Origin of the sequence: Streptococcus oralis (genome assembly GCF_026782345.1) — a bacterium.
In the GTDB taxonomy this organism is placed as follows: Bacteria; Bacillota; Bacilli; order Lactobacillales; family Streptococcaceae; genus Streptococcus; species Streptococcus oralis_CK.
On record NZ_JAKUWI010000001.1, the window covers coordinates 1,436,117 to 1,449,787 of the forward strand.

Here is a 13,671-nt window from a genome sequence, read left to right on the forward strand (position 1 = left end):
CCTATCGCCTCTCTTATTTACGTTGAAATACAGCCTTGCGTTTTTCAACAAAAGCACGCATTCCTTCTACCTTATCTTCTGTAGAGAAGAGTAGAGCTTCCGCTTCTGTTTCCAAACGAATAGCATTTTTCAGAGGGAGTTCTGAGCCAACTTGGATAATATGTTTAGCCTTTTCAACTGCTAGCGGTGCATTTTTCATAATCGCTCCTGCCAGCTCTTCTGCCGCAGGCAATAGTTCTTCTGCTGCTACCAACTTGTTAAGAATTCCAAGATCATATGCTTCTTGTCCGTTAACCATTCTAGCAGTAAAGATTAATTCCTTTGTTTTACTAGTACCAATCAAACGAGACATTCTTTGAGTACCTGCAAAACCAGGAATGATTCCCAAGCCAACTTCAGGGAAACCAACCATTGTCTTGTCATAGCCGATTCGGATATCAGTTGAAAGAGCTAATTCTAGACCGCCTCCCAAAGCATACCCATTCAATACTGAAATAGTTGGTTGAGTCAATTCAGATAAACGGGTAAAGGTGTCGTTCGCATAGGTCATGTATTCATGAGCCTGAATTGGAGACATTTGGTCCATCTCTTTAATATCTGCTCCAGCGACAAATGCTTTTTCCCCTTGACCAGTCACGATGACAACACGAATGTCCTCGCTAGCTTCAATTTGGTCTAAAACGAGATTCAAATCCTTTAAGACTTCTGAACTTAAAGCGTTCAAAGCCGATGGACGGTTAATTGTTAGATAGCCAAGACCATTCTTAACCTCTAATAAAACAGTTTTACTCATTGTTTTGCTCCTACTTGATTTATTTTGAGTACAGAGTACAGCGTCAACAAATACCAACACAAAATGTAAGAGCTTACATTTTCATCATAATCCTTTTTTCCCTATCCGTCTACTTAATCTTTATTTATAGACCTATAAGTCCAGCTTATAGAATAGGGCCATTCAATCTACCCTCAAAGTCTTAGGAAAAGCAAAAATACCTTATCAAGCACTTTCGGAGAAAGACACTTGATAAGGTATGTAACTATGAGATCGGATCAATATCTCATTTTGTAATCGTAATATTGAAAAAGAGGAAATGACGTTCAGTTTTCTAATAACTAACGTTCAACGATGAGGGCTGTTCCCATCCCTCCTCCGATACAGAGAGTTGCTAAACCAGTTTTGGCATCACGTTTCATCATCTCATGTACCAGAGTCACTAAGATACGGCAGCCTGAAGCTCCAATTGGATGACCAAGAGCAATCGCGCCACCATTGACATTGACAATATCTGTGTTAAAGCCAAGTGTTTTCCCAACCGCACAAGCCTGAGCAGCAAAGGCTTCATTTGACTCGATCAAGTCAAGATCATCAACTGTCAAATTACCTTTTTCAAGAGCTTTACGGGTCGCATAAATCGGTCCACATCCCATAATCTTAGGATCCAAACCTGCACTTGCATACGAACGAATTCGCGCAATGACTGGAAGTCCTAATTCTTCAGCTTTTTCAGCGCTCATGACCAAGACAGCCGCTGCTCCGTCATTGATACCTGATGCATTACCCGCTGTAACAGAACCGTCTTTTTTGAAAACAGGGCGTAGCTTGGACAGACTCTCCAAGCTAGCATCTTTTCTAGGAAATTCATCTGTATCAAAGATGATAGGATCGCCTTTGCGTTGAGGAATAACCACCGGAACAATCTCTTCCTTAAAGCGTCCAGATTCTATAGCCGCTACTGCTCGTTTTTGTGATTCCAAAGCAAGCGCATCTTGATCATCCCGGCTAATACCATATTCTTCTGCCACATTCTCAGCTGTAATCCCCATATGGTATTCGTTAAAGGCATCAGACAAACCGTCCTTAATCATGGTATCTACCACTTTCGAATCTCCCATACGGCCACCCCAACGGAAGCTTGGCAAAACATATGGAGCCTGGCTCATGTTTTCTGCACCACCAGCCACGACAATATCTGCATCTCCGCACTGAATCGCTTGAGCAGCTAACTGCACTGCCTTCAAACCAGAACCACAAACCTTATTAATGGTAAAGGCTGGTGTAAATTCAGGAAGCCCAGCATGAATACTCATTTGGCGAGCCACGTTTTGGCCTAAACCTGCGCCTAGGACATTCCCCATAATCACTTCATCTACCTGCTCTGGTTTAATATTCGCTTTTTCCAAAGCACTCTTAATTACCAAAGATCCCAAATCAACAGCAGAAACATTCTTCAAGCTCCCGCCAAAGGAACCTAAAGGTGTTCGCACTGCCGAAACAATAACTACGTCTTTCATGACTACCTCCATCAGTGTCTAGTAAGTAAAGAAGCCTTCTTTTGTCTTCCGTCCCAATTTTCCTGCTTCGACCATTTTCTTAAGAAGAGGGGCAGGACGGTATTTTTGATCACCAAACCCTTGGTTTAGGACGCCCATAATAGCCAAACAAACATCCAACCCAATCAAGTCAGCAAGAGCCAAAGGTCCAATAGGATGATTTGCACCAAGTTTCATCGCTTCATCGATTTCCTCGGCACTAGCCACTCCTTCACCTAGAATGTAAACGGCTTCATTGATCATAGGAATCAAAATTCTGTTCACAACAAAACCATAAGAATCTTTAACATCAACTGGTGTTTTACCAATTTTCACTGTCAATTCACGAACCGCCTGAACCACTTCTTCTGAAGTCTGCAAGGCCTTAATAACCTCTACAAGTTTCATGATTGGGGCAGGATTAAAGAAGTGCATTCCAATCACGCGCTCCTGATGTTTAGTAGCAGCAGCTATATCCGTGATTGACAAAGAGGATGTGTTTGATGCTAAGATAGTTTTAGGATCTGTCAATTCATCCAATTGTTTGAAAATATTCAACTTAATCTCACGATTCTCAGTTGCAGCTTCAATCACCAATTGGACTTTTTTCGCATCTTCATATGAAACAGATGGAAGCAAATTGGCTAATACCTGATCCTTCTCATCCGCAGACATCCGTCCTTTTTCAACTGAACGTTCCAATTGTTTTGTGATATTATTCAAGCCTCTTTGAACAAATTCTTCTTTAATATCGTTTAAGTAAACTGTAAAACCAGCCTGAGCAAATACTTGAGCAATTCCGCTTCCCATTTGACCAGAACCAATAATCATCACCTTAGATATCATTATTTTCTCCTTCTTATTTTACAAAAATCCAGTGCATGAAGCAAGGACGATTGAACAGAAATCCTTCAATCGCCTTTCTGACATTAAACAAAGGCACCTAATCCAGTAATCTCACGACCAACAATCAAGGCATTCACTTCGTGTGAACCTTCATAGGTATAGATTGATTCAGCATCTGCAAAGAAACGAGCAACGTCTGTCTCAAGTGTAATACCATTACCTCCGCAAGTTTCACGAGCAAGGGCAACTGTTTCGCGCATCACCAAGGAATTGTGCATTTTAGCAAGAGCAGAGTTAAGCATCAATTCATTACCTTTCTCTTGCATCTCAGCAATACGAGTTGAATACGCAATAACTGCTACAGCATTTGCTTGCATACGAGCCAATTTTTCTTGAACAATTTGGAATTTGGCAATTGGACGTTTGAACTGTTCACGATCTTTAGCATATTTAAGAGCTGCAACATACGATCCACAAGTCACTCCCATAGCAATGTGAGCAACGTCCGCGCGAGTGAAGGTCAAGATACGGGCTACATCACCAAAACCATTGATATTTACCAAACGGTCTGAATCTGGAACCTCTACATTCTTCATGGTAATATGGCCATTGCGGATACAACGAAGAGCAATCTTGTGTGGGATTGGTTCTGCATGATATCCAGGAGCTCCCTTACGAACGATAAAGCATTTCACCTTGCCATCCGCAACATCACGAGCAAATACAGGAACAACATCCGCAGTATCTGAACCACCAATCCAGCGTTTTTCACCATTTAGAATCCACTTGTCTCCAACACGTTCTGCAGTAGTCGCAAGTCCTCCAGCAATATCAGAACCTGAAAGAGGTTCAGTTAAAGCGAAGCAACCTTGCCAATCAAATGCAGCTAGTTTTGGAAGAAATTCTTTTTGTTGACGCTCATCACCACCCAAGAGAATTGTGTTGTAGCAAAGTCCGCCATGAACGGTGTAGAATGTTGCAATAGAAGCATCGAAGCGAGCAAGTTCAAGATACAAGAAAGCAATATAAAGTTCAGAAGGTTTCCAGCTACCCTCACGCCCCTCAAACAATTTTGGATTGTTCATAATTTGAGCGCCCTTAGCTACAGCATAGAATTCTTCAAAAGGAAAATCAGGTTTTTCCCAGTATTCATTAATAACCGGACGGAGATGTTTCTCAATCAAACGGCGAGTTTCTTGTAAAACCTCTGCTTCTCCCAAAGTTAGACCATCCGCATAGTGAAAAAGGTCTTCAGGATATAGTTCGCGTAAAATTTCTTCTTTTGTTGCCATAGTTATGACTCCTTTATTTGTTATAAGAGCGCTTACATTTTTGTATTCGCTATTTGTTGACAACACCATTCTATCCCTTAGGGTATTATTTTGTCTACTTAATAAATATAAACACCCCTATAAGTTCAGATTATAGGGGCTGATTCTGACTGTTTATCAAGGATTTCCTCGTTTTTCTACTCACCTTAGGAACAAGAAAAGTGGTTTACAAATCAGTAAACCACTTTTGTTAGTTATTTCAATTTTATGATTCTCTCACTTCTAACAAACCAACTTCACCGTCTTCACGGCGATACAAAACATTTGTTGTTTGATCTTCTACATCCACATAGATAAAGAAATCATGTCCCAATAAATCCATTTGAAGAAGGGCTTCTTCTAAATCCATTGGCTTCAAATCAATTTGTTTTGAACGAACGACTTTTGGTTGCACAACATTTACATCTTCAACTAGAGCATCTGTAAAGAGTTGACTTGTTGCAACTTTATTTTTATTCTTACGTTCGATTTTAGTCTTATTTTTACGAATCTGACGTTCAATTTTATCTGTTACAAGATCGATAGAACCATACATATCTTGAGAAACATCTTCTGCACGAAGAGTAATAGATCCAAGTGGAATCGTTACTTCAACTTTTGCTGTTTTTTCACGGTAAACTTTCAAATTCACACGTGCATCCAACTCTTGCTCAGGTTGAAAATACTTTTCGATCTTTTCGAGTTTAGAAACTACATAATCACGAATCGCTTCTGTTACTTCTAGGTTTTCACCACGGATACTATATTTAATCATATAAGTACCTTCTTTCTAAACATTTTTGTTTTTCTAACTATATTATAGCGCTTTCATTTTCATTTTGCAAATTTTTTCCTCATCTTACAAGGGAAAAAGTTTTAACATCCAAAGCTCCTGCTTCTTCAAAAAGACGCTTCACACGATTGACAGTTGCCCCTGTTGTATAGATGTCATCAATAACCAAAATTTTCTTAGGAAGAGGGACTTCAGTTTTTATAAAAAATGGAATTTCGGTAGCTAACCTTTCCAAACGGCTTTTAGAAGAACTAGCCTTCTCTTCTCTTTTCCCTAGTAAATCTTTAAAAGAAAATCCTGCTGCCTCAACCAAACCTTCAACCTGGTTGAATCCCCTCTCAAGCAATCTTACAGGACTTAGGGGAATTACAACAAATTGATAACCTCTATACTGTTTCAGCTCCTCAGCAAGAACGGAAGCAAAAACTTTTCTAAGCAAAAAATCGCCATCAAACTTATATTGACTGAAAAAGTCTTTCATAGCTTGATTATAGGTAAAAATCGCCTTATGATCAACCTGCACTCCTTCTTTACACCAAAGTTTACAATCTTGACACTGAGTTGACACCCCTGTTTTCATACAGTTTGGACAATATTTCTCACCAATCTTCTCAAAACTAGAAGCACAAGCTGAGCAAAGATAACTGCAGTCATCTTTCAAAATGAAGAGACTACCAAAAGTTAACTCACTCTTTGTGGTCTGACCACATAATAAACAGTTCATAACCCCGCCTCCTTGTTCATTTGTTTGATTTCCTTGATTGCCTTCTTGATGGAAGCATTTAATCCATCATGAAAGAAGAGCAACTCACCAGTTGGTCTGTCCATACTACGCCCAACTCGACCACCAATCTGAATCAAGCTAGACTTGGTAAAGAGCCTATGATTAGCTTCTACTACGAAAACATCTACACAAGGGAAGGTAACCCCACGTTCCAAGATTGTCGTACTAATTAGTATTGTTAGTTCTCCATCTCGAAAAGCTTGCACCTGCTCTAATCGATTTTCTGTGACAGAGGACACAAAGCCGATAGTTTCATTCGGAAACTGTTCCTGCAATATTTCTTTTAGTTTCTCGCCTTTTTTAATTTCTGATGCAAAAATCAGCAAGGGATAACCTGTTCTTCTCTGTTTCTCAATGTAGATCTTTAACTTGGATGACAACTGACTCTTATCTAAATAACGATTAAAATCCGATAACCAAACTGGCTTTGGAATAATCAATGGATTTCCATGAAACCGTCTCGGCAAGCTTAATCGTTTTAATTCTCCTGTGCGAACCTTCCTATCTAAATCATCTGTAGAAGTTGCTGTAAGGAATATCCTTACTCCATCCTCCTTTACACTATTCTTTACAGCATAGTAAAGCATAGTGTTGTCAACATAAGGAAAGGCATCTACCTCATCCACTATCAGCAAATCAAAAGCATGATGAAATTTTAATAGCTGATGAGTTGTCGCAACTACTAAGGGAGTTCGAAAATAGGGCTCTGATTCGCCATGGAGTAACGCTATATCGCAAGCAAAGTCATTCTGCAGTCGCTTATACAGTTCCAAACATACATCAATTCGAGGACTGGCCAAACAAACTGCACCACCATCATCAATCACTTTGGACACAACTTGATAAATCATCTCTGTCTTTCCAGCTCCTGTCACAGCGTGAACCAAGGTTGGCTCTTGCTTGTCTACCGCCTGAAGCAGTCCCTCTGATACTTTTTCTTGAAAAGGTGTTAACTGACCACGCCATTTGAGAACGTCTTTCTTAGGAAAATCCTCCTGCGGAAAATAGTATAAAGCTTGATCACTCCTGACTCTCTTCATCAATAGACACTCCCTACAATAGTAAGCACCTATAGGCAAATACCATTCTTCTAGAATACTACTATTACAACGTTGACAAAACAGTTTCCCTTTCTCTTTTCTCATTGCTGGAATTTTCTCAGCCATCTGACGTTCTTCTTTTGTTAATTCTTTCTCAGTAAACAAGCGACCGAGATAGTTTGGATTTACTTTCATACTTCTTTATTCGTAAAAATCTAGCGCTTTAGATATTTTTTTAGTACAATTAAATCATGGAATTTAGAACTATTAAAGAGGATGGACAGGTCCAAGAAGAAATCAAAAAATCGCGCTTTATCTGTCATGCCAAGCGTGTCTATAGTGAAGAAGAGGCTCGTGACTTTATCACTGCCATCAAAAAAGAACACTACAAAGCCACCCATAACTGCTCTGCCTTTATTATTGGGGAACGCAGTGAAATCAAACGTACGAGTGATGATGGGGAACCTAGTGGTACTGCTGGAGTCCCTATGCTGGGTGTCTTAGAAAATCATAATCTAACCAATCTCTGTGTGGTAGTGACACGCTACTTTGGTGGCATCAAACTAGGTGCTGGCGGTTTGATCCGTGCCTATGCAGGTAGTGTAGCCTTGGCTGTCAAAGAAATTGGCATTATTGAAATCAAAGAACAGGCTGGTATAGACATTCAGATGTCCTACACTCAGTATCAAGAATATGGCAATTTTCTTAAAGAACATAATCTCATGGAGCTGGATACAAACTTTACAGATCAAGTTGATACAATGATTTATGTTGATAAGGAAGAGAAAGAAAATATCAAGGCTGCTCTTGTAGAGTTTTTTAATGGAAAGGTTACTTTAACGGATCAAGGTTTACGAGAAGTTGAGGTTTCTGTAAACTTAGTGTAAACAAAGGAGGAATTATGACGTTTGGGAAATTTATTCAAGGACTTGCTGGTAACTTCAGCGAGCAAAACAAAGAAGCTCTTATCAAAGAATATGGTCAATACCTACTAGAGAATGAAGAAATCCAAAGTGGGTATAAACTTATTCGGGATTCAATCATCTTTACAAATGTTCGTATCATCTTTACAGATAAGCAAGGTGCCACTGGTCGCAAGGTATCTGTTAAGTCACTCTTTTTGATGAACATTGTAAACGTTGAAATGGAAACTGCTGGAACAGGTATAGATGATAGTGAGATTACGATCACTTATTTAGAAAATGTCTTTCTAAAAGCACATAATGAGCATCTGAGTTTCCATAAATTTGAATTCCCTAAAAAAACGGACATCCTTCCGCTTTACACCTATTTATTAGAATTGGCTTATCACAATCGATTAAAAATTAATGGCTTAGACCTTTGATATAAAAAAATCCTATCACTTTGATAGGATTTCTATATTTTACAAATAGCCTTGAGCGCGTTATACTAGTATCATCTTATACAAAGAGGTATATCTATGACTATTTATAACAATATCACTGAACTTATTGGACAAACACCGATTGTTAAACTTAACAACATTGTTCCAGAGGGTGCTGCAGACGTCTATGTTAAACTAGAAGCTTTTAACCCTGGATCGTCAGTAAAAGACCGCATTGCCCTTAGCATGATTGAAAAAGCAGAACAAGATGGTATTCTAAAACCGGGTGCTACTATTGTTGAAGCAACGAGTGGAAACACTGGTATCGGTCTTTCATGGGTTGGTGCTGCTAAAGGATATAAAGTTGTTATCGTCATGCCTGAAACGATGAGTGTGGAACGACGCAAGATTATCCAAGCCTATGGTGCTGAACTCGTCCTCACTCCTGGTAGCGAAGGAATGAAAGGGGCTATTGCCAAAGCTCAGGAAATCGCTGCTGAACGTGACGGCTTCCTTCCACTCCAATTTAATAATCCAGCTAATCCAGAAGTGCACGAAAGAACAACAGGAGCTGAAATACTAGCTGCTTTCGGTTCTGATGGACTAGATGCTTTTGTGGGTGGTGTTGGTACTGGTGGAACGATCTCAGGTGTTTCTCACGCTCTTAAAGCAGCAAATTCAAACATTCAAGTTTATGCAGTTGAGGCAGACGAGTCAGCTATCTTGTCTGGTGAAAAACCAGGACCTCACAAAATTCAAGGTATCTCAGCTGGATTTATTCCTGAAACACTTGATACAAAGGCCTATGATGGTATCGTCCGCGTAACGTCAGATGATGCTCTAGCACTCGGACGTGAAATTGGTGGAAAAGAAGGCTTCCTTGTTGGAATTTCTTCAGCTGCAGCAATTTACGGGGCAATTGAGGTTGCCAAGAAATTAGGTACAGAGAAGAAAGTTCTTGCTTTAGCACCAGATAACGGCGAACGTTATTTGTCTACAGCACTCTACGAATTTGAAGTGTAGTCTCCTAAATGCACTTAGCCCTTATTAAAAGGCTTTTTATATACTCATATAGAGCCTATTCTCTAAAACAAAGTTTTGGGGCAGATAAAGGCTTGCTGGGGTTACACGAGATGTAATCTGAGAGGTAAGCGTCAAGTGAGAATTAACATGGGATTCATACTCATGGCCAATAACTTCTTAAAATACAATAAGAGAAGGAGTCAAAATTAAAAAGCTAGAGTTCCTCAATTGGAAACCTCTAGCTTTTTTGTGGCTGAGAACTATTTTGTTTCAGATTCTTTAGTTATTCAAAGCTGCTGCCATTGTAGCTGCAACTTCTGCTTCGAAATCGTTCGCAGCTTTTTCGATACCTTCACCAACTTCAAAGCGAGCGAACTCAACTACTGAAGCGTTAACTGATTCAAGGTATGCTTCAACTGTCTTGCTGTCGTCCATGATGTAGACTTGTGCAAGAAGTGTGTATGCTTGGTCAACTTTAGTGTTGTCAAGCATGAAGCGGTCCATTTTACCTGGAATGATTTTGTCCCAGATTTTTTCCGGTTTTCCTTCTGCAACCAATTCAGCTTTGATATCTTCTTCAGCTTGAGCAATCACTTCATCAGTCAATTGAGCTTTTGATCCATATTTCAAGTGTGGAAGAGCTGGTTTACCAACCATTGCACGGCTATCATTATCTTGGTCAATTACGTGGTTCAATTGTGCCAACTCATCTTTAACAAATTGCTCATCCAATTCTCTGTAAGAAAGAACTGTTGGTTTCATCGCAGCAATGTGCATTGAGATTTGTTTAGCAAGTGCCTCATCTCCACCTTCGATGACAGAGATAACACCGATACGTCCACCATTGTGTTGGTATGCTCCAAAGTGTTGTGCATCTGTTTTTTCAAGCAAAGCAAAACGACGGAATGAGATTTTTTCACCGATTGTAGCTGTTGCAGATACATAGGCTGCTTCAAGAGTTTCACCTGAAGGCATTGTCAAGGCAAGAGCTTCTTCGTTGTTAGCTGGTTTTCCTTCAGCAATTACTTTAGCTGTAGCATTTACCAACTCAACGAATTGAGCATTTTTTGCAACGAAGTCAGTTTCAGCATTTACTTCAACTACTGCTGCAACGTTACCGTTAACAAATACACCAGTCAAACCCTCAGCTGCAACACGGTCAGCTTTCTTAGCTGCCTTAGCCATACCTTTTTCGCGAAGCAATTCGATTGCTTTTTCGATATCACCTTCAACTTCAACCAATGCTTTCTTAGCGTCCATAACACCAGCACCAGATTTTTCACGCAACTCTTTAACAAGTTTAGCTGTAATTTCTGCCATTTTGATTCTCCTATATTTTTTAAAAATAGGAGAGCCGGGCTAAGCCCCGCCCTCCTAGGTAATGATTACTTATTTGAATTAAGCGTTGTCGCCTTCTACAACTTCAACGATTTCTTCGATTGAGTCAGCTTGAGCTTCTGAAGCTGCAAATTCAGCTTCAACTGCTGTCGCGTCTTCGCCTTGACGTCCTTCGATGATAGCGTCAGCCAATTTAGCTGTGATTAATTTAACCGCGCGGATAGCATCATCGTTAGCTGGGATGATTACATCGATATCGTCTGGATCAGTGTTTGTGTCAACCATCGCTACAACTGGGATTCCCAATTTTTTAGCTTCTTTAACAGCGATTTGTTCTTTATGTGGGTCAACTACGTACATTACATCTGGGATACGAGGCATGTCTTCGATACCACCCAAGAATTTTTCAAGACGTGCACGTTGTTTGTTAAGAAGTGCAACTTCTTTCTTAGGAAGAACATCAAAGATTCCTTCTTCTTCCATGCGTTTGATTTCTTTCAAACGAGCAATACGTTTTTGGATAGTTCCCCAGTTAGTAAGAGTTCCACCCAACCAACGGTGGTTGATGTAGTATTGACCTGAACGTTCTGCTTCTTCCTTAACAGCATCAGCAGCTTGTTTCTTAGTACCAACAAACAATACAACTGCATCGTTAGCTGCAGCATCACGCATGAAGTCGTATGCTTGGTCAGCGTATTTTACAGTTTGTTGCAAGTCGATAACGTGGATTCCGTTACGTTCAGTGAAGATGTACTTAGCCATCTTAGGGTTCCAGCGACGAGTTTGGTGACCAAAGTGTACACCAGCCTCAAGAAGTTGTTTCATTGAAATTACTGCCATGAGTATTTCTCCTTTTTGTTTTTTTCCTCTTCTTGATTTCAACTTGCAAAACGACCCGAGGGCAACAGTTTCACAATTCATCAAGAATGAGTATTATCGTTTACACGACAAGTTTCATTCTACCACATTTTAGCGATATTTTCAAGTGATTTTGATGGATTTCTGTCTTACTCTCGATTAAAAATAATAAAAGAGACTCAAATCGAGCCTCTTCGTTTCATTCATTAGTTTGGATAAATGTAAGTAACATAACCTTCAGATGTTGTAGTTGGGTTGAACCATCCACGTTTGTTACCGATTGTACGATCTCCACCATAGTTTGATTCTGATACTTGAATACGAGTAGTTGAATCAACTGCTGTAACAACCGCTACGTGTCCATAGCCACCATCATTCCAACATGCAATCGCACCAACTTGTGGTTGAGAACCAGTACGGAAACCTGCAGCTGCTGCACTTGTAGCCCACTGTGCTCCGTTACCCCAGTAATCTCCAGCCCAAGGTGCTAATGTTTTAGCTCCCCAAGTACATTCACCAGTTGGATAACTTGAAGCATTTGTACTGTATGTTGGACGTTGTCTAGTAGGAGTCGGAGTAGGTGTAGGTGCTGGAGTGTAGCTTGAGTCCTCGTCGTCAGATGCTGACGTTGATGTAGATGTAGATGTTGCTTGCACTTGAGCTGAGAAACTTGTGTTTCCAGAAGCAACAACTGATTGTTGTTGACTTGTTTGACGTGCTTTATAAGCTGCCTCTGCTTCAGCTGCTGCTTTCGCTTCTGCCTCTGCTGCTGCTTTTTGTTCCAACAAGGTAGCTTTCTCGCCTTCTGCAGTAGCTTTCTCTGCAGCAAGGTTCAACTCAGCAACTTTTAACTCCGCCTGTTTTGTTGTCAATGTCTGTGCATCGTCAGCAAGCGTTTGTTGGTTCGCAATGACAGTATTGATTGCTTCATTATTTGCGACTTGTTTTTCTGAAATTGATTTTTTATCAGCTTTTTGTTGCTCTAACATTTTGTTGTTAGCCGATACAATCTCGCTCATAGCCGCAACACGGGAAATAGCTTCTGTAATTGATTTTGAATTTACAATTGTGTTGATATAGCTAGTTGCAGCACCGTTTGTTTGTGCGCTACGTGCTTGTTTTTCCAAAGATTCATTACGAGCAACAATATTCTTAGAGAGCTCTGTAATTTCTCCTTCAAGTTTTTTAGATTCCGCTTGTAGTGTTTCATTTTCAGCTTGCAAGTTTGCTTGCTGTGTTTGAATGGCTGTAACTTGCGTTTGGATTTCATCTACCTGTTGTTGAGCTTCTTTTTGTTGAGCTGTCAAGTCACTAATCTTACTATCTTGAGCAGCAATTTTTTCATCAGTTGTTTCAGCGTGAACAGTTGTTAACACTGCCACTTGAGACACTAATACTGTACTTAATAAAAGTGACGCTAAGATTTTTTTCTTCATATTGTGTAGATACTCCTTCTGTTTAAGACATTACTAGTATACCAAAAAAAGGCATAATAAATATTACGCCTTTGTTACATTTTTATTTCTTTCTTATAGATAATATTTTTCAAAAATATACTGGAAAATCACCATCCACAAAAAGTTTAAAATCATTGATGGAACAAGGCTGTAGACAATGAAAACTGGCATTGATTCTACTGTCAGTCCCATAGCAAGGGCCAGGAGATAACTACCCATATCAAATAGGAAGCTCATCACAACTATTGTCAACATTCTCGTCCAACGGTTCAACAAAGTCACACTATTAAACTTGTGAAGTGAAGCACCTATCAAGATAAATAAAAGTGTCGCAATTCCTATCAAGTGGAAAAAATAGATATCGTACACCAAACCTGCTATACAGCAATAAGCTAGATAGAAGTATTCTGACACCTCAATTGTCTCAAACAAGAGAAATAAAAACAGGAAATGACTTGCTAAGTGAAAATGTGGATAAAAGGATTCTACTAATTGACCAATATGTGCATCAATTAGCACAAGAAAAGGAAGTAAAAAGAAAATACCAACTTGTTTTAACAGTCTCAT

General features: G+C 39.7%; 14 protein-coding genes. 3 read left to right on the top strand and 11 right to left on the bottom strand.

Annotation, left to right across the window (positions count from 1 at the left end):
• Positions 1 to 13: 13 nt before the first annotated feature.
• The 7 genes from MK405_RS07020 to MK405_RS07050 form a co-directional block, all read right to left on the bottom strand.
• Positions 14 to 793 carry an enoyl-CoA hydratase/isomerase family protein gene (locus tag MK405_RS07020; protein WP_000048046.1) on the bottom strand — a complete coding sequence of 260 codons (780 nt, stop codon included), beginning with the start codon at positions 791 to 793 and terminating at the stop codon, positions 14 to 16.
• Between the two features lie 320 nt (positions 794 to 1,113).
• Positions 1,114 to 2,292 (bottom strand): acetyl-CoA C-acetyltransferase, encoded by a 1,179-nt coding sequence (locus MK405_RS07025; protein ID WP_000656060.1) that lies wholly within the window; start codon positions 2,290 to 2,292, stop codon positions 1,114 to 1,116.
• 18 nt (positions 2,293 to 2,310) lie between these two features.
• Positions 2,311 to 3,159 (bottom strand): 3-hydroxybutyryl-CoA dehydrogenase, encoded by an 849-nt coding sequence (locus MK405_RS07030; RefSeq protein ID WP_025168538.1) that lies wholly within the window; start codon positions 3,157 to 3,159, stop codon positions 2,311 to 2,313.
• 80 nt (positions 3,160 to 3,239) lie between these two features.
• Entirely contained in the window at positions 3,240 to 4,448 is a 1,209-nt protein-coding gene (fadE, locus tag MK405_RS07035) for an acyl-CoA dehydrogenase FadE (protein WP_000201479.1), read from the bottom strand.
• A gap of 244 nt (positions 4,449 to 4,692) precedes the next feature.
• Positions 4,693 to 5,241 carry a ribosome hibernation-promoting factor, HPF/YfiA family gene (gene hpf, locus MK405_RS07040; RefSeq protein WP_213988642.1) on the bottom strand — a complete coding sequence of 183 codons (549 nt, stop codon included), beginning with the start codon at positions 5,239 to 5,241 and terminating at the stop codon, positions 4,693 to 4,695.
• A gap of 79 nt (positions 5,242 to 5,320) precedes the next feature.
• Positions 5,321 to 5,983 (bottom strand): ComF family protein, encoded by a 663-nt coding sequence (locus MK405_RS07045; RefSeq protein ID WP_268704642.1) that lies wholly within the window; start codon positions 5,981 to 5,983, stop codon positions 5,321 to 5,323.
• Positions 5,980 to 7,278 (bottom strand): ATP-dependent helicase ComFA, encoded by a 1,299-nt coding sequence (locus MK405_RS07050; RefSeq protein WP_268704643.1) that lies wholly within the window; start codon positions 7,276 to 7,278, stop codon positions 5,980 to 5,982. The genes MK405_RS07045 and MK405_RS07050 overlap by 4 nt, the downstream gene beginning before the upstream one ends.
• A gap of 56 nt (positions 7,279 to 7,334) precedes the next feature.
• On the opposite strand from MK405_RS07050, the gene MK405_RS07055 reads away from it, so the two are divergent.
• From MK405_RS07055 to cysK, 3 genes are all read left to right on the top strand, one after another.
• Positions 7,335 to 7,970: a YigZ family protein gene (locus MK405_RS07055; RefSeq protein WP_268704644.1), complete on the top strand. Its 636-nt coding sequence runs from the start codon at positions 7,335 to 7,337 to the stop codon at positions 7,968 to 7,970.
• Positions 7,971 to 7,984: 14 nt separating this feature from the next.
• On the top strand, positions 7,985 to 8,428 hold the full coding sequence (locus MK405_RS07060; RefSeq protein ID WP_268704645.1) for a PH domain-containing protein: 444 nt from the start codon (positions 7,985 to 7,987) through the stop codon (positions 8,426 to 8,428).
• 96 nt (positions 8,429 to 8,524) lie between these two features.
• Entirely contained in the window at positions 8,525 to 9,451 is a 927-nt protein-coding gene (gene cysK / locus MK405_RS07065) for a cysteine synthase A (protein WP_000158479.1), read from the top strand.
• A gap of 279 nt (positions 9,452 to 9,730) precedes the next feature.
• Here the strand turns inward: cysK and tsf are convergent, their stop codons facing one another.
• From tsf to mreD, 4 genes are all read right to left on the bottom strand, one after another.
• On the bottom strand, positions 9,731 to 10,771 hold the full coding sequence (gene tsf, locus MK405_RS07070) for a translation elongation factor Ts (RefSeq protein ID WP_247941897.1): 1,041 nt from the start codon (positions 10,769 to 10,771) through the stop codon (positions 9,731 to 9,733).
• Positions 10,772 to 10,849: 78 nt separating this feature from the next.
• Complete coding sequence (rpsB, locus tag MK405_RS07075) at positions 10,850 to 11,629, bottom strand: 30S ribosomal protein S2 (RefSeq protein WP_000268477.1); 780 nt, start codon at positions 11,627 to 11,629, stop codon at positions 10,850 to 10,852.
• 224 nt (positions 11,630 to 11,853) lie between these two features.
• Positions 11,854 to 13,083 carry a peptidoglycan hydrolase PcsB gene (gene pcsB / locus MK405_RS07080; protein ID WP_268704646.1) on the bottom strand — a complete coding sequence of 410 codons (1,230 nt, stop codon included), beginning with the start codon at positions 13,081 to 13,083 and terminating at the stop codon, positions 11,854 to 11,856.
• A 93-nt stretch (positions 13,084 to 13,176) separates the two neighbouring features.
• Positions 13,177 to 13,671: a rod shape-determining protein MreD gene (gene mreD, locus MK405_RS07085; protein ID WP_001237923.1), complete on the bottom strand. Its 495-nt coding sequence runs from the start codon at positions 13,669 to 13,671 to the stop codon at positions 13,177 to 13,179.